The organism is Aquipseudomonas alcaligenes NBRC 14159, assembly GCF_000467105.1.
Lineage (GTDB): Bacteria > Pseudomonadota > Gammaproteobacteria > Pseudomonadales > Pseudomonadaceae > Aquipseudomonas > Aquipseudomonas alcaligenes.
This window is the reverse complement of sequence record NZ_BATI01000018.1, coordinates 131,654-155,914: the sequence shown is the minus strand read 5'-3', so window position 1 is coordinate 155,914 and position 24,261 is coordinate 131,654. Positions and strand designations below refer to the sequence as shown.

The 24,261-nt window shown below is 65.8% G+C and carries 20 protein-coding genes and 1 riboswitch; of the genes, 7 read left to right on the top strand and 13 right to left on the bottom strand.

What is annotated here, in order from left to right:
* The coding region (locus PA6_RS12305) for an AMP-binding protein (protein WP_021701251.1) at positions 1-1,084 on the bottom strand (1,084 nt) is incomplete at its 3' end.
* Between the two features lie 171 nt (positions 1,085-1,255).
* Between PA6_RS12305 and PA6_RS12300 the strand changes: the two genes are divergently transcribed.
* Positions 1,256-2,431: a thiolase family protein gene (locus PA6_RS12300; RefSeq protein ID WP_021701250.1), complete on the top strand. Its 1,176-nt coding sequence runs from the start codon at positions 1,256-1,258 to the stop codon at positions 2,429-2,431.
* 54 nt (positions 2,432-2,485) lie between these two features.
* On the opposite strand, the gene PA6_RS12295 is transcribed toward PA6_RS12300, so the two are convergent.
* On the bottom strand, positions 2,486-3,115 hold the full coding sequence (locus PA6_RS12295) for a LysE family transporter (RefSeq protein WP_021701249.1): 630 nt from the start codon (positions 3,113-3,115) through the stop codon (positions 2,486-2,488).
* A gap of 80 nt (positions 3,116-3,195) precedes the next feature.
* Between PA6_RS12295 and PA6_RS12290 the strand changes: the two genes are divergently transcribed.
* The 5 genes from PA6_RS12290 (at position 3,196) to PA6_RS12270 (ending at position 8,084) form a co-directional block, all read left to right on the top strand.
* A complete protein-coding gene (locus tag PA6_RS12290; RefSeq protein ID WP_021701248.1) occupies positions 3,196-4,164 on the top strand; it encodes a 2-hydroxyacid dehydrogenase in 969 nt (322 codons plus the stop codon).
* Between the two features lie 30 nt (positions 4,165-4,194).
* A complete protein-coding gene (locus tag PA6_RS12285; RefSeq protein ID WP_021701247.1) occupies positions 4,195-5,193 on the top strand; it encodes a class I SAM-dependent methyltransferase in 999 nt (332 codons plus the stop codon).
* A 61-nt stretch (positions 5,194-5,254) separates the two neighbouring features.
* Positions 5,255-6,715, top strand: a complete 1,461-nt coding sequence (locus PA6_RS12280) for an amino acid permease (RefSeq protein WP_021701246.1) — start codon at positions 5,255-5,257, stop codon at positions 6,713-6,715.
* 32 nt (positions 6,716-6,747) lie between these two features.
* A riboswitch (yybP-ykoY riboswitch) is annotated at positions 6,748-6,861 on the top strand.
* Between the two features lie 91 nt (positions 6,862-6,952).
* Complete coding sequence (locus PA6_RS12275; protein ID WP_021701245.1) at positions 6,953-7,537, top strand: TMEM165/GDT1 family protein; 585 nt, start codon at positions 6,953-6,955, stop codon at positions 7,535-7,537.
* Positions 7,538-7,640: 103 nt separating this feature from the next.
* On the top strand, positions 7,641-8,084 hold the full coding sequence (locus PA6_RS12270) for an ester cyclase (protein WP_021701244.1): 444 nt from the start codon (positions 7,641-7,643) through the stop codon (positions 8,082-8,084).
* A 34-nt stretch (positions 8,085-8,118) separates the two neighbouring features.
* Here the strand turns inward: PA6_RS12270 and PA6_RS12265 are convergent, their stop codons facing one another.
* On the bottom strand, positions 8,119-8,934 hold the full coding sequence (locus PA6_RS12265) for a M48 family metallopeptidase (protein ID WP_021701243.1): 816 nt from the start codon (positions 8,932-8,934) through the stop codon (positions 8,119-8,121).
* Between the two features lie 172 nt (positions 8,935-9,106).
* Here PA6_RS12265 and PA6_RS24795 point away from each other — a divergent pair, with 172 nt between their 5' ends.
* Positions 9,107-11,245 (top strand): methyl-accepting chemotaxis protein, encoded by a 2,139-nt coding sequence (locus PA6_RS24795; protein ID WP_021701242.1) that lies wholly within the window; start codon positions 9,107-9,109, stop codon positions 11,243-11,245.
* A gap of 34 nt (positions 11,246-11,279) precedes the next feature.
* On the opposite strand, the gene ispD is transcribed toward PA6_RS24795, so the two are convergent.
* The 10 genes from ispD to lpxB form a co-directional block, all read right to left on the bottom strand.
* Positions 11,280-11,990, bottom strand: a complete 711-nt coding sequence (gene ispD, locus PA6_RS12255) for a 2-C-methyl-D-erythritol 4-phosphate cytidylyltransferase (RefSeq protein WP_021701241.1) — start codon at positions 11,988-11,990, stop codon at positions 11,280-11,282.
* Entirely contained in the window at positions 11,987-12,271 is a 285-nt protein-coding gene (locus PA6_RS12250) for a septum formation initiator family protein (protein ID WP_043216616.1), read from the bottom strand. Before PA6_RS12250 ends, ispD begins: the two co-directional genes overlap by 4 nt.
* A 186-nt stretch (positions 12,272-12,457) precedes the next feature.
* Positions 12,458-13,747: a phosphopyruvate hydratase gene (eno, locus tag PA6_RS12245; RefSeq protein ID WP_021701239.1), complete on the bottom strand. Its 1,290-nt coding sequence runs from the start codon at positions 13,745-13,747 to the stop codon at positions 12,458-12,460.
* 72 nt (positions 13,748-13,819) lie between these two features.
* Positions 13,820-14,665 (bottom strand): 3-deoxy-8-phosphooctulonate synthase, encoded by an 846-nt coding sequence (gene kdsA / locus PA6_RS12240; protein ID WP_021701238.1) that lies wholly within the window; start codon positions 14,663-14,665, stop codon positions 13,820-13,822.
* Positions 14,666-14,675: 10 nt separating this feature from the next.
* Complete coding sequence (locus PA6_RS12235) at positions 14,676-16,304, bottom strand: CTP synthase (RefSeq protein WP_021701237.1); 1,629 nt, start codon at positions 16,302-16,304, stop codon at positions 14,676-14,678.
* Between the two features lie 157 nt (positions 16,305-16,461).
* Positions 16,462-17,778, bottom strand: a complete 1,317-nt coding sequence (tilS, locus tag PA6_RS12230) for a tRNA lysidine(34) synthetase TilS (protein WP_021701236.1) — start codon at positions 17,776-17,778, stop codon at positions 16,462-16,464.
* 59 nt (positions 17,779-17,837) lie between these two features.
* Entirely contained in the window at positions 17,838-18,788 is a 951-nt protein-coding gene (locus PA6_RS12225; RefSeq protein WP_021701235.1) for an acetyl-CoA carboxylase carboxyltransferase subunit alpha, read from the bottom strand.
* Positions 18,789-18,904: 116 nt separating this feature from the next.
* Complete coding sequence (gene dnaE, locus PA6_RS12220) at positions 18,905-22,435, bottom strand: DNA polymerase III subunit alpha (protein WP_021701234.1); 3,531 nt, start codon at positions 22,433-22,435, stop codon at positions 18,905-18,907.
* A gap of 90 nt (positions 22,436-22,525) precedes the next feature.
* On the bottom strand, positions 22,526-23,128 hold the full coding sequence (rnhB, locus tag PA6_RS12215; protein WP_021701233.1) for a ribonuclease HII: 603 nt from the start codon (positions 23,126-23,128) through the stop codon (positions 22,526-22,528).
* On the bottom strand, positions 23,128-24,261 hold the full coding sequence (gene lpxB / locus PA6_RS12210) for a lipid-A-disaccharide synthase (RefSeq protein WP_043216614.1): 1,134 nt from the start codon (positions 24,259-24,261) through the stop codon (positions 23,128-23,130). Before lpxB ends, rnhB begins: the two co-directional genes overlap by 1 nt.

Below are 24,261 nucleotides of genomic sequence, written 5' to 3'. Positions count from 1 at the left end.
GGTAGGTGACACGTTCGTCCTCGCTGCCGGCCTTCAGCTCATCGTTGATATGCGCGCAGGAGATCAGCGGGCAGGTCTCGGACATGCCATAGGCTGCGGTCAGCTGGATGCCGCGGGCCTTGGCCGCCTCGTAGAGAGCACGATTCAGCGCGCTGCCGCCGATGATCACCTTGAGCCCGGCGAAGTCGTAACCCTGGGCGCTGGGCGCATTGAGCATCATCTGCAGGATGGTCGGCACGCAGTGCGAGAAGGTCACCTTCTCCTCGCGAATCAACTGACACAGCATGTCCGGCTCGTAGCGGCCGGGGTAGACCTGCTTGATGCCGAGCATGGTGGCCACGTAGGGGATACCCCAAGCATGCACGTGGAACATCGGCGTGATCGGCATGTACACGTCATCGGTACCGAGCAGGCGCACGCTGTCCAGGCTGCCCAGCACGCTGGCCTCGGCCAGGGTATGCAGCACCAGCTGGCGATGGGTGAAGTACACGCCCTTGGGGTTGCCGGTGGTGCCGGTGGTGTAGAAGGTGGTGGCTACCGAGTTCTCGTCGAACTCGGCGAAGTCGTACTTCGCGCTGGCGGCGGCCAGCAGGGTTTCGTACTCGCCGACCAGATTAGGCAGTTCGGCGCTCTTCTCGGCGCCATCGGTGAGCAGGATGGTCTTCTCCACCGTGGTCAGCTGGGCCTCGATGCCCTTGTACAGCGGCACGAACTCGCTGTTGACCAGCACGAAGCGGTCCTCGGCGTGGTTCATGGTGTAGAGGATCTGGTCGGCGGACAGGCGGATGTTGATGGTGTGCAGTACCGCACCGATCATCGGGATGGCGAACATGCATTCCAGGTAGCGGTGGCTGTCCCAGTCCATCACGGCCACGGTATCACCGGCCTTCACCCCAGCCTCGCTCAGCACGTTGGCCAGGCGTGCCACGCGCTCGTTGAAGGTGGCGTAGCTGTAACGCATCTGGTCGCGATAGACGATCTCGCGGGTCTTCTCGTAGCGGCTGCCAGAGAGCAGCAGGCGCTTGATCAGCAGCGGAGCCTGGTTGGCGTTGGCGGTCGGCGGGATGACTCGGGTCTGCAGCATGGCGGTAACCTGTTCTTGGAGTTTTTCTTGGTCGCCAATCTAGAACCGCTCTAGCACCGACTTAATCCACCCAAAGGATGATTTTTCCCGTGACTCTTTGGCCATTACCGGTCACGCAGTAGAATCGAATCGTTCCTGCCGTTCCGGCTTCACTCTTCAGAGGTAATACCGATGTCCGATATCGTCATCGTCAGCGGCGCCCGCACCCCCATGGGTGGCTTCCAGGGCAGCCTGTCCAGCGTGCCTGCCGTGGAGCTGGGCGCCCTTGCCATCCGCGAGGCCGTGGCCCGTGCCGGTATCCAGCCTGCCGACGTGCAGGAAGTGATCATGGGCTGCGTACTGCCCGCCGGCCTCAAGCAGGGCCCGGCCCGCCAGGCCTCACTGGGCGCCGGCCTGCCCGCCGCTACCGGCTGCACCACCATCAACAAGCTGTGCGGCTCCGGCATGAAGGCCGTGATGCAGGCGTTCGACGCGCTCAAGGCCGGCAGCAACGAAGTCATGGTCGCCGGCGGCATGGAGAGCATGTCCAACGCCCCCTACATCATCGAGAAGGCCCGCACCGGCCTGCGCATGGGCCATGGCGAGATCAAGGACCACATGTTCCTCGACGGCCTGGAAGATGCCCGCACCGGTCGCCTGATGGGCTCCTTTGCCCAGGAGACCGCGGACAAGTACGGCATCACCCGCGAGGAAATGGACGCCTACGCCATCGAATCGCTGAAGCGCGCCCAGGCCGCCATTCAGAGCGGTGAACTGGCCAGCGAGATCGTCCCGGTCACCGTCACCAGCCGCAAGGGCGAAGTGGTGGTGAAGGACGACGAGCAGCCGCTGACTGCCAATCTGGACAAGATTCCGACCCTCAAGCCGGCCTTCAAGAAGGACGGCACCATCACCGCCGCCAACGCCAGCTCGATTTCCGACGGCGCCAGCGCCCTGGTCCTGATGACCGCCGAAGAAGCCGCCAAACGCGGCCTCAAGCCGCTGGCGAAGATCGTCGCCCATGCCACCCAGAGCCAGGACCCAAGCGAGTTCACCATCGCGCCGATCGGCGCCATGAGCAACCTGTTCAAGAAAACCGGCTGGAGCAAGGACGACGTCGACCTGTACGAGATCAACGAAGCCTTCGCCATGGTCACCATGCTGGCCATGCGCGAACACGGCCTGGATCACGCCAAGGTCAACGTCTACGGCGGCGCCTGCGCCCAGGGCCACCCGGTAGGATCCACCGGTTCTCGCCTGATCGTCACCCTGATCAACGCCCTGCAGAGAAAGGGCGGCAAGCGCGGCGTAGCCTCGCTATGCATCGGTGGCGGCGAAGCCACTGCCGTGGCGATCGAACTGCTGTAACCCGCGCGCAAATGAAAAGCCCCGCCTAGGCGGGGCTTTTTTATGGGCGACTGCTCAGCGCAATTCGGTGAAAGCCAGCTTCACGCCCAGCCCCACCAGCACCGTACCCATCAGCCGGTCGAACCAGTGGCCCATGCGCGCAAAACCGGCACGCACCCGGCGCTGGCTGAACAGCAGTGCCACCAGGCAGAACCAGATTGCCGTAGCGAACGCCAGGTACACGCCGTAGCCGGCCTGCACTGCCAGCGGTGTATGCGGGTTGATCACTACGGTGAACAGCGAAAGGAAGAACAGCGTGGCCTTGGGGTTCAGGCCATTGGTGACGAAGCCGGTCATGAAGGCTCCACGCGGCGAGCGCTCGGAGCCATAGCCAACCACTTCCAGGCTGCCCGGTGCCGCCGGCTTGGCGCGCAGGGCCTTGATGCCGATGTAGAACAGGTAGGCCGCCGCCAGCCACTTCAGCGCGTTGAACAGCACGATGGACTGCGACACGATCAGGCCGATGCCGAGCAGCGAATAGGCCACATGGACGAAGATGCCGGTGCCCACGCCCAGCGCCGTCCAGGTGCCGGCGCGGCGACCATGGGCCACGCTCTCACGCACCACGACGGCGAAATCCGGCCCCGGGCTGGCCACGGCCAGCAGGTGGATCAGCGCGACGGTAAGAAACTCCGCCCAGTACATGGGGCCTCCTAGGGGTGGGAATCGATCGGACAGGCTGGCAACCTTACGCCAGTCTCCGCCATTCGCAACAGGTACAGCTGATGAGCAACAGCCCCCGCGCGGTCTTCCTCGACCACGCCTCCCTCGACCTCGGCGATCTCGACCTGGCGCCGCTGCGCCAGGTGTTCGGCGAACTGGTCCTGCACGACGCCAGCACCGGCGAACAGGCCGCCGAACGCCTGCAGGGCGCCCAGGTGGCGATCAGCAACAAGGTGCGCCTGGACGCGGACACCCTGGACGCCTGCCCCGAGCTGAAGCTGGTTCTGGTGTCCGCCACCGGCACCAACAACATCGACCTGAGCGCCGCCCGCGAGCGCGGCATCACGGTCGCCAATTGCCAGGGCTACGGCACCGCCTCGGTGGCCCAGCATGCGCTGATGCTGCTGCTCGCCCTGGCCACCCGCCTGCCCGACTACCAGGCGGCGGTTCGCGCCGGCGCCTGGCAACGCGCCAGCCAGTTCTGCCTGCTCGACTTCCCGATCATCGAACTGCAGGGCAAGACCCTCGGCATCCTTGGTCACGGCGAGTTGGGCGGTGCTTTCGCTCGCCTGGCCGAGGCCCTGGGAATGCGCGTGCTGTATGGCGTCCTGCCCGGCCGCCCCGCCCGCGCCGACCGTCTGCCGCTTGAGGAGCTGCTGCCGCAGGTCGATGCCCTCAGCCTGCACTGCCCACTGACCGAGCAGACTCGCCACCTCATCGGTGCCGCCGAACTGGCGCTGCTCAAGCCGCATGCACTGCTGCTCAACACGGCCCGCGGCGGCCTGGTCGACGAACAGGCGCTGGCCGATGCCCTGCGCGCCGGCCACCTGGGCGGCGCGGCCTTCGACGTGCTCAGCGAGGAACCGCCACGGCATGGCAACCCGATGCTGGCAGCCGATATCCCGCGCCTGATCATCACCCCGCACAACGCCTGGGGCAGCCGCGAGGCGCGCCAGCGCATCGTCGGCCAGCTGTCGGAGAATGCCCGCGCCTTCTTCGCCGGCGCCCCCATCCGCGTGGTCAACGGGTAAACTACGCGGCTTTTTTACCGGGAGATGGCCATGGATCCACGAAGCGAGGTGCTGCTGCGCCAGGCGGAGCTGTTCCAGGGCGAGCTGCTGCTGGCCGGCCTGCCAGCCGACGACCTGCTCGGCCAGTTGCCGCGCGCCCATGGCTGGAGCTGGCATGCCGGCGAGCAGAATGTGCTGCAGGCACGCTTTGCCGGGCGCTGCCAGTTCGGTACCGGCGCGCCCGAGGCCGCATTCGACAGCGCCGTGCTGTTCCTGCCCAAGTCGCGCGAACTCACCGATTACCTGCTGCAGGCCCTGGCCGCGCGCCTGGACGGCCGTGAGCTGTACCTGGTCGGCGAGAAACGCGCGGGCATCGAGCGCGCCGCCAAGCAGCTGGCCATCTATGGCAAGCCGCGCAAACTGGACAGCGCCCGCCATTGCCAGCTGTGGCAGGTGACGGTGGACCACGCCCCCGCAGTACCCGACCTGCACAGCCTGGCCCAGCGCTTCGAACTGCCGCTGGCCGACGGCCCGCTGCAGGTCATCAGCCTGCCCGGCGTGTTCAGCCATGGCCGCCTGGACCGCGGCAGCGCGCTGTTGCTGGGACAGCTGGACGGTCTGCCACAGGGCCACCTGCTCGACTTCGGCTGCGGCGCCGGGGTGCTCGGCGCCACGCTCAAGCGTCGCTACCCGCACAGCCAACTGACCCTGCTCGACGTCGACGCCTTCGCCGTCGAGAGCAGCCGCCTGACTCTGGCCGCCAATGGCCTGGAGGCCGAGGTGATCGCCGGCGACGGCATCGACGCCGCGCCCACGGGCCTCGCCGCCATCGTCAGCAACCCACCGTTCCATACCGGTGTGCACACCAATTACCAGGCCAGCGAACACCTGCTACGCCAGGCTGCACGCCACCTGGACAAGGGCGGCGAGCTGCGCCTGGTGGCCAACAGCTTCCTCAAATACCCACCGCTGATCGAACAGCACCTGGGCCCCTGCAAGACCCTGATCGAGGCCGACGGCTTCCGCATCTACAGCGCCCGTCGCAGCTGAACCTTTCATCCGCACCCACTTGAGCGTCCGCCCGCGGGTCGACGCTCCGGAGCCATTTTTCGTGACCGATAGCAGTACCCCGCAACCGCATCTGCAACGCGCGCTCAAACCTCGCCACCTGAACATGATCGCCATCGGCGGCTCCATCGGCACCGGCCTGTTCGTTGCCTCCGGCGCCACCGTGGCCAGCGCCGGCCCGGGCGGCGCGCTGCTGGCCTATGCGCTGATCGGGGTGATGGTGTACTTCCTCATGACCAGCCTCGGCGAGATGGCGGCGCACATGCCGGTATCCGGCTCGTTCAGCACCTATGGCAGCCGTTTCGTCGACGATGGCTTCGGTTTCGCCCTGGGCTGGAACTACTGGTACAACTGGGCGGTGACCATCGCCGCCGAGCTGGTGGCGGCGCAGCTGATCATGAGCTTCTGGCTGCCGGAGGTGCCCGGCATCTACTGGAGCGCGCTGTTCCTCGGCCTGATGTTCCTGCTCAACGTGGTGTCGGTGAAGGGCTTCGGCGAGAGCGAGTTCTGGTTCGCGCTGATCAAGGTGGTGACGGTGGTCGTCTTCATCGGCATCGGCCTGGCCACCATCTTCGGCATCATGGGCGGTATCGAGTCGCCCGGTTTCAGCAACTTCACCACCGGCGACGCGCCCTTCGTCGGCGGCCTGCAGGCCATGGTCGGGGTGGCGATGATTGCAGGCTTCTCGTTCCAGGGCACCGAGCTGATCGGCATCGCCGCCGCCGAGTCGGAAAACCCCAAGCGCAACATTCCCATCGCCATCCGCCAGGTGTTCTGGCGCATCCTGATGTTCTACATCCTGGCGATCTTCGTGATCGGCATGCTGATCCCCTACAACGAACCGAGCCTGCTGCAGAACGATGCCAGCGACATCAACGTGTCGCCCTTCACCCTGCTGTTCGAACGCGCCGGCTTCGCCGCCGCGGCCAGCGTGATGAACGCGGTAATCCTCACCGCCATCCTCTCGGCCGGCAATTCGGGCATGTATGCCTCCACCCGCATGCTCTACACCCTGGCCATGCAGGGCAAGGCGCCGCGCCTGTTCGCCCGCCTCTCCGCCAGCGGCGTGCCGCGCAACGCGCTGTATGCCACCACCCTGGTCGGCGCGCTGTGTTTCTTCACCTCCATCGTCGGTGACAGCACCCTGTACACCTGGCTGCTGAACACTTCCGGGATGTGTGGCTTCATCGCCTGGCTGGGCATCGCCGTGTCGCACTACCGCTTCCGCAAGGGCTACCTGGCCCAGGGCGGGCGCCTGGCGGACCTGCCCTACCGCGCCAAGCTGTTCCCCTTCGGCCCGCTGTTCGCCTTCAGCCTGTGCCTGGTGATTACCCTGGGGCAGAACTACCAGGCCTTCATCGGCAACGGCATCGACTGGGCGGGCCTCATCGCCACCTACATCAGCCTGCCGCTGTTCCTCGCCATCTGGTTCGGCTACCGCCTGAAGAAAGGCGCCCGCCTGGTGCCCTACCATGCCATGGACGTGCGCGGCAGCGACGACTGAGGTTGCCACCCCCGCGCGCTTTGGGCACAATGCGCGCCGTCCTAGGGGAGTAGTCTCCCGTGAGCGCCAGCTCACCCGGCGTGCGTCAACACACTTGCTCCGCAGAGCATGGCGCATGCGACCCGAGGCCCTCGCGGCCTGGGTTTGACAAGACCTATGACACGCACACCTCAGCCCGGGGCGGGGAGGTAGTACGTGTCATAGAACAGTCAAACCCGCCCCCTATAGGAACGCCTGATGCTGGAATCCCTGTTCGTACCTACCGGAATCGTCGCGCTCGCCGAAATCGGCGACAAGACGCAGCTGCTCGCTCTGCTGCTGGCCGCCCGCTTCCGCCGCCCCTGGCCGATCATCTGGGGCATAGTGGTCGCCACCCTGGCCAACCACTTCGCCGCCGGCGCCGTCGGCAACTGGGTAGCCGGCTTCTTCTCCGCCACCACCCTGAGCTGGGTGCTGGCCGCCTGCTTCGCCGCCGTGGCCGTGTGGACGCTGATCCCGGACAAGCTGGATGACGATGAAGCCTCCGCCCTCAACAAGTACGGCCCGTTCCTCACCACGCTGATCGCCTTCTTCCTCGCCGAAATGGGCGACAAGACGCAGATCGCCACCGTGATGCTGGCCGCCCAGTATCCACACTTCCTGCTGGTGGTGATCGGCACCACCCTGGGCATGCTGATCGCCAACGTACCGGTGGTGCTGGCCGGCAACTTCGCCGCCGATCGTCTGCCGCTGACGCTCATTCGTCGCCTCGCGGCGCTGGCCTTCGCTGTCCTCGCGGTGTACGCGGCCTGTCAGGCACTGGGGTTGACGGGAACGCTCTGACGCAGCGTAACGAGAACTGGCGCACATCAGGGGGCTGTCACGACTCGCGAGGCTGGTAATCTGTGCAACGGATTGCGCAGTACCCGCATGGAGGGAGTTGTACATGTCACTGGACGAGATGAAGAAGCGTGTGCGCCAGCACATCGATCTGACCTGGAATCGTGGTCGCCTGGCGCTCGCCGAGCAGATGCACAGCCCCGATTTTCTCTACAAGAGCTCATTCATCGGTCGACCGCTGAGCAGCAGCGCGTTCGTGCAGATGGTGCAGGACATCCGCAGCGCCATGCCGGACATGGAAGTGGTAGTCGAGGAGTGCATCGCCGAAGGCAACAAGGTGGTGACCTGGAGCACCCTGATCGGCACCATCGAGAAGCCGGCGCTGGGCTACCCGCCCAGCGACAAGGTACTGAGCATCTCGGCCATGGCCTTCTGGACCCTGGCGCCGAACGGCGATATCCGCGAGATCTGCACCATGTTCGACATGGAGAGCTTCCGCGCCCAGCTCGGCCTGGAAACCCGCCCCTTCGCCGAGAAGGCCCTGCCCTGAATACGACAACGGCGCCCTCGGGCGCCGTTGTTCCTTACTTCCTGGCCTGCTGGTAAAGCGGCATCACCTTGGGAATGGCCGCCTGCAGGGCAGCGATGCGACTGCTCGACGAAGGGTGGGTGCTCATGAATTCCGGAGGCGCACCACCGCCCGCCTTGCTCATCTTCTGCCACAGGCTGATCGCCGCGTTCGGGTCGTAACCGGCACGCGCGGAGAGCTCCAGGCCGATGATGTCCGCCTCGTTCTCGTTGGAACGGCTGTTGGGCAGCATCATCAGGTATTCGACGCCGGTATCGGCCATCTGCTTGCCGGCATCGCCCAGCCCCAGCAGGGCCGCCCCCACCTGGGTGGCCATTTGCGTACCGTAAGCCTTGGACATGGCCTCGCGGCTGTGCTCGCGCAGAGCGTGGGCGATTTCGTGCCCCATCACCGCCGCCAGCTCCGCATCCGTCAGCTGCAGCCGCTCGATCAGGCCGCTGTAGACGATGATCTTGCCGCCAGGCCCGCAGTTGGCGTTGAGCTCCTCACTGTCGATCAGGTTGACCTGCCAGTTCCACTGCGCGGCATCGGCGCGAAACACCGGCGCCTGGGCAATCAGCCGGCGGGCGATGGTCTGGACGCGCTGGGCATTCCTGCTGCTCTTGTCCAGCACGCCCTGGCTGGCGGCCTGGCTCAGGGTCTGCTGGTAGGCCTGGGCATACATGCTGTCGACCTCCTGAGCCGAGAGCATGCTGAACATGTACTGCTTGCGCTCCACGCCCACGGCGCCTCCGCTGGTGGTATTCACGGCCTGACAGGCCGTCAGCAGGGAAACCGCAGCAAGAACCGAGAGGCGAAACAGGGTGTGCATATCAAATCTCCGCGAATACAGGGGCATATGCTAGGCGGCCGCGCATCATGGAACAACGTCCGGCTTGCACTCTGACCATCGGCCATCTTTGCTAGTTGCAGAGGACGTTAATGCTTTAGCGCCCAACAGCCGATAACCAGGGACAGGTGTAACCCGATGATGTGGAGTCCCTATGCGCTTCAAGTCCATCCAGTTTTCCGTGGTCGTCCTGGCAGGCGCCAGCGTACTGGCCGTTGTCGTGGCACTGGTGCTCTACGCCCTGTTCGCCGGATCGCGCACCCAGGACCTGGTGCATGAGCGCACCCAGAGCCTGCTGGAACAGGTCATCGACCAGCGCCTGATCGCCCTGGCCGAAGCCCAGGTCGGCAAGCTGCAGCGCCAGTTCGAGGCGCCCATGACCCTCTCCAAGTCACTCGCCACCCTGAACAGCCAGATGACCCCGGGGGCGGATGGTGCGGCCAAGGTCAGTCTGAGCCGCGACGAGCTGTCGGCGCTGATCTCCGTCTATCTCGACAAGAATCCAGAGCTGATCGATCTCTACATCGGCTGGGAACCCAACGCCTTCGACCAGGACGACGATCTCTACGCCGGCCAGGAAGCCAACGGCTACGACGCCACCGGGCGCTTCATGCCCTGGTGGTACCGCGACGGCGGCCAGCTCAAGGTCGCCCCGCTGACCGCCGTGCAGATGGAGAGCGAGAAGCTGCTACCCACCGGTGTGCGCGAAGGCGAGTACTACCTGTGCCCCAAGGCCAGCAAGCAGCCCTGCGTGATCGACCCCGCCTCCTATGACTTCGGCGGCAAGCAGGTACTGGTGTCGTCGTTCAACGCACCGATCCTGGTCGATGGCCAGTTCAAGGGGGTGGTCGGCAACGACCTGGCGCTGGACTTCATCCAGGGCCTGCTCACCAGTGCCAATGGCGCCCTGTATGAGGGCGCTGGCGAGCTGGCCCTGATCGCCGCCAACGGCACGCTGATCGCCGCGACCGAGGACGCTACGCTGGTCGGCCAGCCGGCCGCCAAGGTTCTCGATGCCGAGCTGCTGGATCGCCTCAAGCAAAGCACGGGTACCGAGCCGATCCTCAAGCGCGACGAAGAACAGAATCTGTATCAGTTACTGCTGCCCTTCCAGGTAGCCGGGACCTCCACGCGCTGGGCCCTGGCCATCGAGCTGCCGGCCAAGGCCGTGCTGGCCGAACTGCATCAGCTGCAGGACGACCTGGCCGTCCAGGCCAACGAGGACACCTTCGGCATGGCCCTGATCGGCCTGCTGGTGGCCGCCTTCGGCCTGCTGGTGATCTGGTTCGTCGGCCATGGCATCGCCCGCCCCCTGAAAGAGATGGCGGCCATGCTCGACGATATCGCCAAAGGCGATGGCGACCTGACCGTGCGCCTGCAGGTGGACCGTGCCGACGAACTGGGGCAGATCGCCGGCGGCTTCAACACCTTCCTCAACAAACTGCAGAACATGATCCGCGACGTGGTTGGCTCGGTGCAGAAGGTCAGCGATTCGTCCGAGCACACCGCCGACATCGCCATCCGTACCAACCAGGGCGTACAGCGGCAGATGGCTGAGATCGACCAGGTCGCCACCGCCGTGCACGAGATGACCGCCACCGCCCAGGACGTGGCGCGTAACGCCACCCAGGCCGCCGAAGCGGCCAGCCATGCTGACCGCTCGGCCAACGACGGCAAGCGCATCGTCGAGGGCACTGCCCGAGCCATCTCGGCCCTGGCCGGTGAAATTGGTCGTGCCGTCGGCGTGGTACAGAACCTGGCCAAGGACAGCGAGAACATCAATGCCATCCTGGTGGCCATCCGTGGCATCGCCGAGCAGACCAACCTGCTGGCCCTCAACGCCGCCATCGAGGCGGCCCGCGCCGGCGAGCAGGGCCACGGCTTTGCCGTGGTGGCGGACGAGGTGCGCAACCTGGCACAGAAGACCCAGCAGGCGACCGAGGAAATCCAGTCGATGATCCAGCAGCTGCAGCACGGCACCCGCGAAGTGGTGAGCGTGATGGAGCAGAGCCAGGCACGCACCGACGACAGCGTGCAGCAGGCGCAGATCGCCGCCTCGGCGCTGGAGGAGATCACCCAGGCGGTGTCGGTGATCAACGACATGAACACCCAGATCGCCAGCGCCGCCGAGGAGCAGAGCGCGGTCGCGGAAGACATCAACCGCAACGTCACCAACATCGGCCAGGTAGCGGCCGAGGTGGCCAGCGGCGCGGACGAAGCCAGCGCCGCCAGCTCCGAGCTGACCAAGCTGGCCGAGCAGCAGCGGCGGCTGATCAATCAGTTTAGGGTGTAGTTCGCAGGCGGGGCGCATGGTCCCGCCGTTTTCCTCAGTGCTTGTGCGCCCAGCGCTGGCGCAACCACTCCAGATCTTCCGGGCGGGTAATCTTCAGGTTGTCCGCCCGCCCCTCCACCAGCCTCGGTGCCTGCCCGACCCATTCCAGGGCCGATGCCTCGTCGGTCACCGCCACCCCGGCCACCAGCGCATCGGCCAGGGCGCGATGCAGCGCGGCGAAACGGAACATCTGCGGCGTATAAGCCTGCCAGATCAGGCTGCGATCCACCGTCTCCGCTACCCGACCATCCGCGCCGATGCGCTTGAGGGTATCGCGCGCCGGCACCGCCAGCAGGCCGCCGACCGGATCATCGGCCAGCTCGGCAAGCAGTCGGTCCAGATCACTGCGCGCCAGGTTGGGTCGCGCGGCATCATGCACCAGCACCCAGTCGCCTTCCTGCGCCCCCAGTTCGACAAGACGCAACAGCCCGGCCAGCACCGAATCGGCACGCTCGGCACCGCCTTCGACGCGCTGGATGCGCGGATCAGTGGCGCAAGGCAGGGCAGGCCAGAAGGGATCGTCCGCCGCCAGGCTGAGCACCAGGCCCTTGAGGCGCGGATGATCGAGGAAACAGTCGAGGGTGTGTTCGAGGATGGTCCGCCCGGCCAGCTGCAGGTACTGCTTTGGACGGTCGGCACGCATGCGCGAGCCGATGCCGGCGGCGGGAATTACCACCCAGAAGGGGGGAAGTTCGTGCGCGGTCATTCGGCGAGCTGGTAGAGGGTCTCGCCCTCTTTGACCATGCCCAGTTCGTGGCGGGCACGTTCTTCCACGGTCTCCATGCCTTTCTTCAGCTCCAGCACCTCGGCCTCGAGGATGCGGTTGCGCTCGAGCAGGCGCTCGTTCTCGCCCTTTTGCTCATCGATCTGCCGCTGCAGCTCGGCGACCTGGGCCAGGCTGCCCTCACCCACCCACAGGCGATACTGCAGGCCGGCCAGGACCAGCACGAGCGCGACGAACAGCCAGTAAGGCGCTTTGTTAGACATGGGGACGCGAATATCCATACAAAAAGGGCAGCTTGCGCTGCCCTTTTACCATTTCTTGCCCGACTACTGAAAACGTCGCGAGCGACGGTCAAGCTAGGCGAAATCGGGTGAGGCAGCGGAGTTTACATACAGTAAATGAGCATGCCGAACCCGATTTCAACAACGCCTGGCCGAGCGCAGCAGTTTTCAGCCGCGGAACTCGGCACGGCCCTTGTAGGGCGCTTTGCCGCCGAGCTGCTCTTCGATGCGCAGCAGCTGGTTGTACTTGGACACGCGATCCGAACGGCACAGGGAGCCGGTCTTGATCTGACCGGCGGCGGTGCCGACGGCCAGGTCAGCGATGGTGCTGTCCTCGGTTTCACCGCTGCGGTGCGAGATCACCGCGGTGAAGCCGGCGGCCTTGGCCATCTGGATGGCTTCCAGGGTTTCGGTCAGCGAGCCGATCTGGTTGAACTTGATCAGGATCGAGTTGCCGATCTTCTCGTCGATGCCGCGCTTGAGGATCTTGGTGTTGGTGACGAACAGGTCGTCGCCGACCAGCTGCACCTTGTCACCGATCTTGTCGGTCAGGACTTTCCAGCCAGCCCAGTCGGACTCGTCCATGCCGTCTTCGATGGAGATGATCGGATAGCGCTGGGTCAGGCCGGCCAGGTAGTCGGCAAAGCCTTCGGCGCTGAATACCTTGCCTTCGCCGGCCAGGTCGTACTGACCGTCCTTGAAGAACTCGGAGGAAGCGCAGTCCAGAGCCAGAGTGATGTCGGTGCCCAGCTTGTAGCCGGCGTTGGCCACGGCCTCGGCGATGGCGGCCAGGGCATCTTCGTTGGAAGCCAGGTTCGGCGCGAAGCCGCCCTCGTCACCCACGGCGGTGTTCAGGCCACGGGCCTTCAGCACGGCTTTGAGGTGATGGAAGATCTCGGCACCCATGCGCAGGGCGTCGGCGAAGTTCTTGGCGCCGACCGGCTGAACCATGAACTCCTGGATATCGACGTTGTTATCGGCATGCTCACCGCCGTTGATGATGTTCATCATCGGTACCGGCATGGAGTATACGCCCGGGGTGCCATTCAAATCGGCGATGTGCGCGTACAGCGGCACGCCCTTGGCCTGGGCGGCAGCCTTGGCCGCGGCCAGGGACACGGCGAGGATGGCGTTGGCGCCCAGCTTGGCCTTGTTCTCGGTACCGTCCAGCTCGATCATGGCGCGGTCCAGGGCTTTCTGGTCGGTCGCGTCCTTGCCCAGTAGCAGGTCGCGGATCGGGCCGTTGATGTTGGCCACGGCCTTCAGCACGCCCTTGCCCAGGTAACGGCTCTTGTCGCCATCACGCAGCTCCAGCGCTTCGCGGGAACCGGTGGAAGCACCGGACGGCGCGCAGGCGCTGCCGATGATGCCGCCTTCGAGGATCACATCGGCTTCTACGGTGGGGTTGCCACGGGAGTCGAGAACCTCACGGCCTTTGATGTCGACAATTTTTGCCATCGCGTATAGCACTCCAAATGTTTACGTAAGGGTACGGCCAACGGGCGCGCACTTTACCGGAGAATTGCCGAATCAGGCAGTCTCGATCGGCGGGAAGCTCTTCACCAGGTCATCCAGCTGCTTGAGCTGGGTGAGGAACGGCTCCAGTTTGTCCAGGCGCAGGGCGCACGGACCGTCGCACTTGGCGTTGTCCGGGTCCGGATGGGCCTCGAGGAACAGGCCGGCCAGGCCCTGGCTCATGCCGGCCTTGGCCAGGTCGGTGACCTGGGCGCGGCGGCCGCCGGCGGAGTCAGCGCGGCCGCCCGGCATCTGCAGGGCATGGGTCACGTCGAAGAACACCGGGTACTCGAAGGACTTCATGATGCCGAAGCCGAGCATGTCCACCACCAGGTTGTTGTAACCGAAGGAGGAGCCACGCTCGCAGAGGATCAGCTGATCGTTGCCGGCCTCCTCGCACTTCTTGAGGATGTGCTTCATCTCCTGCGGGGCGAGGAACTGGGCCTTCTTGATGTTGATCACGGCGCCGGTCTTGGCCATGGCCACCACCAGGTCGGTCTGCCGCGAGAGGAAGGCCGGCAGCTGGATGATGTCGCAGACCTCAGCCACCGGAGCGGCCTGGTAGGGCTCGTGGACGTCGGTGATCACCGGCACGCCGAAGGTCTTCTTCACTTCCTCGAAGATCTTCATGCCCTCTTCCAGGCCCGGGCCGCGGAAGGAGGTGACGGAGGAGCGGTTGGCCTTGTCGAAGCTGGCCTTGAACACGTAGGGGATGCCGAGCTTCTCGGTCACCCGCACGTACTCCTCGCAGGCCTGCATGGCCAGGTCACGCGATTCCAGCACGTTGATACCACCGAACAGTACGAACGGCTTGTCGTTGGCGATCTCGATGCCGCCGACCTTGATGATCTTCTGAGCCATGAACCTGTCCTTATGCCTTGCCGGCTTGTTTCAGAGCAGCTTTGACGAAGCCGCTGAACAGCGGGTGGCCGTCACGCGGGGTGGAGGTAAATTCCGGGTGGAACTGGCAGGCGACGAACCACGGATGATCCGGAGCCTCGACCACCTCGACCAGCGCGCCGTCGGCGGAGCGGCCGCTGACCTTGAGACCGGCGCCCTCCAGCTGCGGCAGCAGGTTGTTGTTCACTTCGTAGCGATGGCGATGGCGCTCGACAATCACATCCTTGCCGTAGCACTCGCGCACGTTGGAGCCGGCCATCAGCTGGCAGTCCTGAGCGCCCAGACGCATGGTGCCGCCCAGATCGGAGGCTTCGGTACGGGTTTCCACGCTGCCGGCGGCATCCTGCCACTCGGTGATCAGGCCAACGACCGGGTGCGTGCTGTTCTGGTCGAACTCGGTGGAGTTGGCATCGGCCCAGCCCACCACATTGCGGGCGTACTCGATGACTGCGACCTGCATCCCTAAGCAGATGCCCAGGTAGGGAATCTTGTTCTCGCGGGCGTACTGCACGGTGCGGATCTTGCCTTCCACGCCACGCAGGCCGAAGCCGCCCGGGACCAGAATGGCATCGACGCCTTCGAGCTTGGCGGTACCTTCGTTCTCGATCTCCTCGGAGTCGATGTAGCGCAGGTTGACCTTGGTGCGGTTCTGGATGCCGGCGTGGCCCATGGCCTCGATCAGCGACTTGTAGGCGTCCAGCAGCTCCATGTACTTGCCGACCATGGCGATGGTGACTTCCTTCTCCGGGTGCAGCTTGGCATCGACCACGCGCTCCCACTCGGAAAGATCGGCCGGCTTGCACTGCAGGCCGAAACGCTCGACGACGATGTCGTCCAGACCCTGGGCGTGCAGCACGGAAGGAATACGGTAGATGGTATCGACGTCTTCCAGGCCGATCACCGCGCGCTCTTCGACGTTGGTGAACAGGGCGATCTTGCGCCGCGAGGACAGGTCGATCTCATGGTCGGAACGGCAGATCAGCACGTCCGGCTGCACACCGATGGAGCGCAGCTCCTTGACCGAGTGCTGGGTCGGCTTGGTCTTGGTCTCGCCGGCAGTGGCGATGTACGGCACCAGGGTCAGGTGCATGAACATGGCGCGCTTGGCGCCCAGCTCCACGCGCAGCTGACGGGCCGCCTCGAGGAACGGCTGGGACTCGATGTCGCCCACGGTGCCGCCGATCTCGACCATGGCCACGTCGGCATCGCCGGCGCCCTTGATCACGCGGCGCTTGATCTCGTCGGTGATGTGCGGGATCACCTGGATGGTGGCGCCCAGGTAGTCACCGCGGCGCTCCTTGCGCAGCACGTGCTCGTAGACACGGCCGGTGGTGAAGTTGTTGTCCTGGGTCATGGTGGTGCGGATGAACCGCTCGTAGTGGCCCAGGTCGAGGTCGGTCTCGGCGCCATCGTGGGTGACGAACACCTCACCGTGCTGGAACGGGCTCATGGTGCCCGGGTCGACGTTGATGTAGGGGTCCAGCTTGAGCATGGTGACCTTCAGGCCACGCGCCTCCAGGATGGCCGCCAAAGAAGCCGAGGCGATGCCTTTCCCCAATGAAGAAACAACACCGCCCGTGACGAAGATGTAGCGCGTCATGAAAAATCCTAGAAGTCTGCGTTCAAGCGGTCAGCGCCGCCGGGGTAAGAGCGCAGGCTGGCCTTGGCCAACCTGAAATAAGCAAAGCACTGCGGGTTCCGAGGGAGCCCACAGAAGCAGTAACAAGACGGGAGCGTAGTCTACCGGAAAGGGTCTATCAGCTCAAACCTTGTGCGCTGGTCGGCGGCTGCCAGTGCAATTGCCAGGCGCCATGCTGCGAACCGTCCAGCCCGGGCAGGTTAGCGACCGCCAGCAGCTCGTCGTGGCGATACAGCAGCGGCAGGCGCCCGCGCACGAAGGCGGGCAGCGCACGCTCGTTGAGCAGGCGTTTGAGATCACGCCAGCCGCGCCCCGGCAGCGCCATGATCTCGCCGCCCGCGCGATAGCGCAGGTGCAGCGGCCCGGCCGGCGGCGCGCCAAGCAGCTGAGCGACACCATTGTTCGGCAACGGCAGCGGCTGGGCGCAGTCACTCCAGGCCATAGGGAGCGATGGCGGCAGAAGCCATTGCCCGGATAGCCACCACAACCGTTCGTCGGCGCGTCTCAGCTCGCCTCCGGCCAGACGCCATATCGGGCCGGCATCGACGCCCGCATCGCGCAGATCCTGCCAGCCCGCCCAATGCTCGGTATCCGGCAGCAGCGTCCGGGGCGCCAGCCAATGCCGCAGGGCATTGCGCTGACGCGACTCGGACAGCGCCAGCAGCGGGGCCAGCGCCAGCGAGGGCAATCCCAGCCAGGCGAAAGGCGCCTCGTCATGCGCCGCCAGCAGGTCCAGCTCGGCCAGCTCGCCCAGCAACTGCTCGGCCTCGCGCAGGTGCTGCGCGCTGCGCGAAAGGTTCGCCGCCGCCTGCGGCCAGTGGCGCGCCAGGGCCGGCAGCACCTCGCGGCGCAGGAAGTTACGCGCCAGCCGGGTATCGGCGTTCGAAGGGTCCTCGACCCAGCTCAGCCCCTGCTGCCGGGCGTAGCACTCCAGTTCCGTACGGGACACCCTGAGCAGCGGCCGTACCAGCCAGCCAACCCCCAGGCGACGGCTCGGCGGCATGCCGCCCAGGCCACGCACGCCGGCGCCGCGCAGCAGACGCAGCAGCAGGGTCTCGGCCTGATCATCACGGTGCTGTCCGGTCAGCAGCAGCTCGCCCTCCCCCAGCTGCCCGGCAAACGCGGCATAGCGTGCCTCGCGCGCCGCCCGCTCGAGACTGGGGCCGTCGTCAACACGCACCCGCTCGACATGCAGGGGCACACCGAGGCGGTCGCACAGCGCCTGGCAGTGCTCTGGCCAGGCATCGGCCGCCGGCTGCAGGCCGTGGTGCACATGCATGGCGGACAGCGGCGGCAGGGTTTCACGCTCGCGCAGGGACGCCAGCAAGTGCAGCAGCACGGTCGAATCCAGGCCGCCGGACAGAGCGATGCGCCAGGCCGGCGCCGCGCGCCAGGGGCGGAGAAATTCGATCAGGGAGAGTTCGAGCGCAGTCATGCCGCCAGCTTAAACAACAACGGGCCCGAAGGCCCGTTGCAGATGATGCACCGCGCGCGTCAGGCGACGCCGTAGCTCATCAGGCGCTCGTAGCGACGCTCCAGCAGCTTGCCAGTATCCAGCTTGTGCAGGCTCTGCAGCTGGGCCACCAGCTCCTGGCGGATCGACTCGGCGGCGGCCGCCGGATCACGATGGGCGCCGCCCAGCGGTTCGGCGATCACCTTGTCGACGATGCCCAGGCCCTTCAGACGCTCGGCGGTGATACCCATGGCCTCGGCCGCATCCGGCGCCTTCTCGGCGGTCTTCCACAGGATCGAGGCGCAGCCTTCCGGCGAGATCACCGAGTAGGTGGAGTACTGCAGCATGTTCAGCTGGTCGCACACGCCGATGGCCAGCGCACCGCCGGAGCCACCCTCGCCGATCACGGTGGCGATGATCGGCGTCTTCAGGCGCGCCATCACGCGCAGGTTCCAGGCGATGGCCTCGCTCTGGTTGCGCTCCTCGGCGTCGATACCCGGGTAGGCACCGGGGGTGTCGATGAAGGTGAGGATCGGCAGCTTGAAGCGCTCGGCCATTTCCATCAGGCGGCAGGCCTTGCGATAGCCCTCAGGACGCGGCATGCCGAAGTTGCGGCGTACCTTCTCGCGCACCTCGCGGCCCTTCTGGTGGCCGATGACCATCACCGGCTGGCCATCCAGGCGCGCGGTACCGCCAACGATGGCGGCGTCGTCGGAGAAGTGGCGATCGCCATGCAGTTCGTCGAATTCGGTGAAGATGTGCTCGATGTAGTCGAGGGTGTAGGGACGGCGCGGGTGACGCGAAAGCTGGGAGATCTGCCAGCTGCTGAGGTTACCGAAGATGGTCTCGGTCAGCGTGCTGCTCTTGTCCTGCAGACGGGAGATCTCGTCGCTGATGTTCAGCGCGTTGTCGTTGCCCACCAGGCGCAGCTCTTCGATCTTGGCTTGCAGGTCGGCGATCGGCTGTTCGAAGTCGAGGAAGTTCGGGTTCATAGGCGTCCGTCTAGCATCGGCGGCCCCGCGGGCCGGGCGGTGTTCCATGTGGCGCCTACCTTAAGGGATAGCGCGCCTCTGGTCGAGGCCGAGACGGCGAGCCCGAGGCCCGCCCCTCAGCGGTATTGGAGGAAGACGTTGTCTTTGCCGAACTGGTCACGCAGCGCCTGGATCAGGTTGTCCGCCGGGTCGATGCGCCACTGCTCGCCGAACTGCAGCACCGCCTTGGCCTCGCTGCCGCTGTAGTCCAGGGTCAGCGGACAGGCTCCGCGGTGCTTGGCGAACAGCTCGCCGAGCCAGCGCAGGCGGTCTCCGGCCAGCGCTTCGCGCGGCGCGCGGATGCGCAGGCTCTCGGCCAGGCCGGTGCGCGCCTCCTCCAGACTCATCACCCGCTTGGCGCGCAGGCGCAGGCCACCGGAAAACTCGTCGTTGCTCACCTCACCCTCGACCACCACCAGCGCGTCGGTCTGCAGCAGCGCCTGGGCGCTGGCGAAGGCATCGGCGAACAGCGACGCCTCGATCCGCCCGGAGCGGTCGTCCAGGGTGATGAAGCCCATCTTGTCGCCCTTCTTGTTCTTCATCACCCGCAGCGCCACGATCAGACCGGCGATGGTCTGGGTGTCGCGCGCGGCACGCAGCTCGACGATGCGCTGGCGGGCGAAACGGCGCACCTCGCCTTCGTACTCGTCGATCGGGTGGCCGGTGAGGTACAGGCCGAGCGTGTCCTTCTCGCCTTTCAGGCGCTCCTTGATCGACAGCTCGCGCGCCTTGCGATGGTTGGCGTAGACGTCCGCCTCGGGCTCGGCGAAGACTCCGCCGAACAGGTCCATGTGGCCACTGTCATGGCTGCGCGCGGTCTGCTCGGCGGCCTGCACCGCTTCTTCCATGGCCGCCAGCAACACGGCGCGGTTGAGGTCGACGCTGGCCTGGTAGGCCTTGAGCTCGTCCTGGTAGTAGGGACCGAGGCGGTCCAGCGCGCCGGAGCGGATCAGCGCCTCCAGGGTGCGTTTGTTGATGCGCTTGAGGTCGACGCGGTTGCAGAAGTCGAACAGGTCCTTGAACGGCCCGCCCTCCGCGCGGCACTCGACGATGGCCTCCACCGGCCCCTCGCCCACGCCCTTGACCGCGCCCAGGCCGTAGACGATGCGCCCGTCGTCGTTGACGGTGAACTTGAACTCCGAGGTGTTCACATCCGGCGCATCGATGCGCAGCTTCATGTTGCGGCATTCCTCGATGAGGATCACCACCTTGTCGGTGTTGTGCATATCCGCCGACAGCACCGCCGCCATGAACGGCGCCGGGTAGTGCGCCTTGAGCCAGGCGGTCTGGTAGGAAACCAGGCCGTAGGCGGCCGAGTGCGACTTGTTGAAGCCGTAACCGGCGAACTTTTCCACCAGGTCGAAGATGTTGCCCGCCAGGTCGGCATCGATGCCGTTGTTGGCGCAGCCCTCGATGAAGCCACCGCGCTGCTTGGCCATCTCCTCGGGCTTTTTCTTGCCCATGGCGCGGCGCAGCATGTCCGCGCCGCCAAGGGTGTAGCCGGCCATCACCTGAGCGATCTGCATCACCTGTTCCTGGTACAGGATGATGCCGTAGGTGGGCTTGAGCACCGGCTCCAGGCCCGCGTACTGGTAATCCGGGTGCGGGTAGGAGAGCTGCTCGCGGCCGTGCTTACGGTTGATGAAGTCGTCCACCATGCCCGACTGCAGCGGACCGGGGCGGAACAGCGCCACCAGTGCGATCATGTCTTCCAGGCAGTCCGGCTTGAGCTTCTTGATCAGCTCCTTCATGCCGCGCGATTCGAGCTGGAAGACCGCGGTGGTCTCCGCCTTCTGCAGCATGTCGTAGGTCTTCTTGTCATCCAGCGGGATGAAGTCGATGTTGATCAGCTCTTCGTCCGAGGCACCATCGCGCTTCTGGATGCGATGGATGGTCTCCATCGCCCACTTGATGATGGTCAGGGTACGCAGGCCGAGGAAGTCGAACTTAACCAGGCCGGCCTGCTCGACGTCGTCCTTGTCGAATTGTGTCACCAGACCGCCACCTTCCTCGTCGCAGGAGGTCGGTGCGAAGTCGGTCAGCTTGGTCGGCGCGATCACCACGCCACCGGCGTGCTTGCCGGTGCCGCGCACGATGCCTTCGAGCTTGAGCGCCATGTCCCAGATTTCCTGGGCTTCCTCGTCGCTCTTGAGGAAATCGCGCAGGACCTCTTCCTGCTCGTAGGCGGCCTCCAGGGTCATGCCGACTTCGAAGGGAATCATCTTCGACAGGCGGTCGGCCAGGCCGTAGGACTTGCCCTGCACCCGCGCCACGTCGCGCACCACCGCCTTGGCCGCCATCGAGCCGAAGGTGATGATCTGGCTCACCGCGTTGCGCCCGTACTTGTCGGCCACGTAGTCGATCACCCGGTCGCGGCCGTCCATGCAGAAGTCGACGTCGAAGTCGGGCATGGAAATACGTTCGGGGTTGAGGAAGCGCTCGAACAGCAGGTCATAGGCCAGCGGGTCGAGGTCGGTGATCTTCAGCACGTAGGCCACCAGCGAGCCGGCACCCGAACCCCGGCCAGGCCCCACCGGCACGCCGTTGTTCTTCGCCCACTGGATGAAGTCCATCACGATGAGGAAGTAACCGGGGAAACCCATCTGGATGATGATGTCGAGCTCGAAGTTGAGGCGGTCGATATAGACCTGCTTCTTCGCCTCGTAGTCCGGCGTATCCTTGGGCAACAGGACGCGCAGACGATCCTCCAGGCCCTCGAAGGAGGCATGGCGCAAGTAGTCGTCGATGCCCATGCCGTTGGGCGTAGGGAAGTCGGGAAGGAAGTACTTGCCCAACTGCACCTCGATGTTGCAGCGCTTGGCGATCTCCACCGTGTTCTCCAGCGCCTCGGGCAGGTCGGAGAACAGCTCGGCCATCTCTTGCGGCGTCTTGAGGTACTGCTCCTCGGAGTAGTTGCGCGGCCGCCGCGGGTCGTCGAGGGTACGGCCCTCGCCGATGCACACGCGGGTTTCATGTGCCTCGAAGTCGCCCTGCTTGAGGAAACGCACATCGTTGGTTGCCACCAGCGGCACGCCGGTGCGCCCGGCCAGTTCGGCAGCCGCGTGCAGGTGCTCCTCGTCATTGACCCGGTTGGTACGCTGCACTTCCAGGTAGAAGCGCTCGGGGAATACCGCCAGCCACTCATTGAGGAAGGCCTCGGCGCGGGCGCCCTCGCCGGCCAGCAAGGCCATGCCGACCTCGCCCTCGCGCGCGCCGGACAGGGCGATCAGCCCCTCGGCGGACTCCTTGACCCAGTCGCGCTGGATGATCACCAAGCCGTTGTCCTGGCCCTCGGCCCAGCCGCGGGAAATCAGCTCGGTAAGGTTGCGGTAGCCCTTGGCATTCATCACCAGCAGGGTCAGGCGCGACAGCGGGCCATCCTCTTCCGGGCTGGCCAGCCAGATATCGGCGCCGCAGATCGGCTTGATGCCGGCGCCCATGGCGGTCTTGTAGAACTTCACCAGCGAGCACATGTTGCTCATGTCGGTGACGGCCACGGCCGGCATACCGGCAGCCGCCACGGCCTTGACCAGGGGTTTGACCCGCACCAGCCCGTCGACCAGGGAGAACTCGGTGTGCAGGCGCAGATGGACGAAGCTGGCGGTCATGGCAATCCCGTTGGTGACACAGAAACGATAAGGCCCGGATTGTACCGGGCCTCGACTTAAACATCAGCTTGCGAACCCGCCGTGTGGCGCTTATTCGATCCCTTCAAGCACATTGCGTACCGGCGCAAACGAACGCCGATGGATGGGCGTGGCGCCCAGGCGCTTGAGCGCTTCCAGATGCACCGGCGTGGGATAACCCTTGTGCCCGCCGATGCCGTAGCCGGGGTAGAGCTTCTCCATCTCGGCCATCTCGCGATCACGACTGACCTTGGCCAGGATCGAAGCGGCGGCGATCGCCGGCACCTGGGCGTCGCCACCGACTACCGGGGCGCTGGGCACCGCCAGCTTCGGGCAGCGGTTGCCGTCGATCAGCGCCAGTTTCGGCGTGATGCTCAGGCCTTCGACGGCACGCTGCATGGCCAGCATGGTGGCATGCAGGATATTCAGCTGGTCGATCTCCTCCACCTCGGCGCGGGCGATGCACCAGGCCAGGGCCTTTTCGCGAATCTCGTCGAACAGTTTCTCGCGGCGCGCCTCGGTCAGCTTCTTCGAGTCGTTGAGACCGACGATGGGACGGGCCGGGTCGAGAATCACCGCAGCGGTGACCACCGGACCACAGAGCGGGCCGCGACCGACCTCGTCGACGCCGGCGACCAGCTCCTCGACCAGCGTGAAATCCAGACCCAGCTGCATCAGGCCTGCCCAACCAGCTTGAGCACGGCGTCGGCGGCCTGCTGCGAGGCATCCTGGCGCAACGCGCGGTGGATAACGTCGAAGCCTTCGGTCTGCACCGCGCCATCGTCCAGCAGCGGCGCCAGCGTCTGGGCCAGGGCGTCCGGTGTCGCGGCATCCTGAATCAGCTCGGGCACCAGCAAACGCTCGGCCAGCAGGTTGGGCAACGAAATATAAGGGCTCTTCACCAGGCGCTTGAGGATACGGTAGGTCAGCGGCGCCACCTTGTAGGCCACCACCATCGGCCGTTTGTGCAGCAGGGCTTCCAGGGTGGCGGTACCGGAGGCGATCAGGACTGCGTCGCAGGCGGCCAGCGCCTCATGGGAGCGGCCATCGAGCAACAGCAGCGGCAGGTTGCGCCCGGCCAGCATGGCCTCCAGCTGCGCGCGGCGCTCGGCATTGGCACAGGGCAGCACGAAGCGGATACCGGGGCGCAGCGTGCGCAGGCGCTCGGCGGCATCGAGGAACAGCGCGCCGAGGCGCGCCACTTCGCCACCCCGGCTACCCGGCAGCAGGGCCACCACCGGCTCATCCGGCGCCAGGCCGAGCGCCTCGCGGGCGCCGACGCGGTCGGCCTGCAGCGGTATGGTGTTGGCCAATGGGTGGCCGACGAAGCGCACCGGCACCTGATGCTCCAGGTAGAAACGCGCCTCGAAGGGGAACAGCGTCAGCATCAGGTCGCAGGCATCGCGAATCTTCAGCACGCGCTTCTGCCGCCAGGCCCATACCGAAGGGCTGACGTAGTGCACGGTCTTGATGCCGGCCTGGCGCAGCTTGAGCTCGAGGGTCAGGTTGAAATCCGGAGCATCGATGCCGATGAACACGTCTGGCCGGGCCGCGACCAGCTCCCGGATCAGGCGCTTGCGCCGCGCCAGCAGCTCGCGCAGGCGCCCCAGCACCTCGACCAGGCCCATCACAGCCAGACGCTCCATGGGGAAGGCGGAGACCAGGCCCTCGGCCTCCATGCGCGGACCGCCGACGCCGATGAATTCGATCTGCGGATGTTGCTGCTTGAGCGCCTGCATCAGGCCGGCGCCGAGGATATCGCCGGAGGCCTCGCCGGCCACCAGCGCCACGCGGAGGGGGCAACTCAT

Bases quoted from the DNA above. Each gene is read 5' to 3' on its own strand.
- PA6_RS12300 (WP_021701250.1), top strand. From the start codon at position 1,256: ATGTCCGATATCGTCATCGTCAGCGGCGCCCGCACCCCCATGGGTGGC.
- PA6_RS12295 (WP_021701249.1), bottom strand. From the start codon at position 3,115: ATGTACTGGGCGGAGTTTCTTACCGTCGCGCTGATCCACCTGCTGGCC.
- PA6_RS12290 (WP_021701248.1), top strand. From the start codon at position 3,196: ATGAGCAACAGCCCCCGCGCGGTCTTCCTCGACCACGCCTCCCTCGAC.
- PA6_RS12285 (WP_021701247.1), top strand. From the start codon at position 4,195: ATGGATCCACGAAGCGAGGTGCTGCTGCGCCAGGCGGAGCTGTTCCAG.
- PA6_RS12275 (WP_021701245.1), top strand. From the start codon at position 6,953: ATGCTGGAATCCCTGTTCGTACCTACCGGAATCGTCGCGCTCGCCGAA.
- PA6_RS12270 (WP_021701244.1), top strand. From the start codon at position 7,641: ATGTCACTGGACGAGATGAAGAAGCGTGTGCGCCAGCACATCGATCTG.
- PA6_RS12265 (WP_021701243.1), bottom strand. From the start codon at position 8,934: ATGCACACCCTGTTTCGCCTCTCGGTTCTTGCTGCGGTTTCCCTGCTG.
- PA6_RS24795 (WP_021701242.1), top strand. From the start codon at position 9,107: ATGCGCTTCAAGTCCATCCAGTTTTCCGTGGTCGTCCTGGCAGGCGCC.
- ispD (WP_021701241.1), bottom strand. From the start codon at position 11,990: ATGACCGCGCACGAACTTCCCCCCTTCTGGGTGGTAATTCCCGCCGCC.
- PA6_RS12250 (WP_043216616.1), bottom strand. From the start codon at position 12,271: ATGTCTAACAAAGCGCCTTACTGGCTGTTCGTCGCGCTCGTGCTGGTC.
- eno (WP_021701239.1), bottom strand. From the start codon at position 13,747: ATGGCAAAAATTGTCGACATCAAAGGCCGTGAGGTTCTCGACTCCCGT.
- kdsA (WP_021701238.1), bottom strand. From the start codon at position 14,665: ATGGCTCAGAAGATCATCAAGGTCGGCGGCATCGAGATCGCCAACGAC.
- PA6_RS12235 (WP_021701237.1), bottom strand. From the start codon at position 16,304: ATGACGCGCTACATCTTCGTCACGGGCGGTGTTGTTTCTTCATTGGGG.
- tilS (WP_021701236.1), bottom strand. From the start codon at position 17,778: ATGACTGCGCTCGAACTCTCCCTGATCGAATTTCTCCGCCCCTGGCGC.
- PA6_RS12225 (WP_021701235.1), bottom strand. From the start codon at position 18,788: ATGAACCCGAACTTCCTCGACTTCGAACAGCCGATCGCCGACCTGCAA.
- dnaE (WP_021701234.1), bottom strand. From the start codon at position 22,435: ATGACCGCCAGCTTCGTCCATCTGCGCCTGCACACCGAGTTCTCCCTG.
- rnhB (WP_021701233.1), bottom strand. From the start codon at position 23,128: ATGCAGCTGGGTCTGGATTTCACGCTGGTCGAGGAGCTGGTCGCCGGC.
- lpxB (WP_043216614.1), bottom strand. From the start codon at position 24,261: ATGAGTTGCCCCCTCCGCGTGGCGCTGGTGGCCGGCGAGGCCTCCGGC.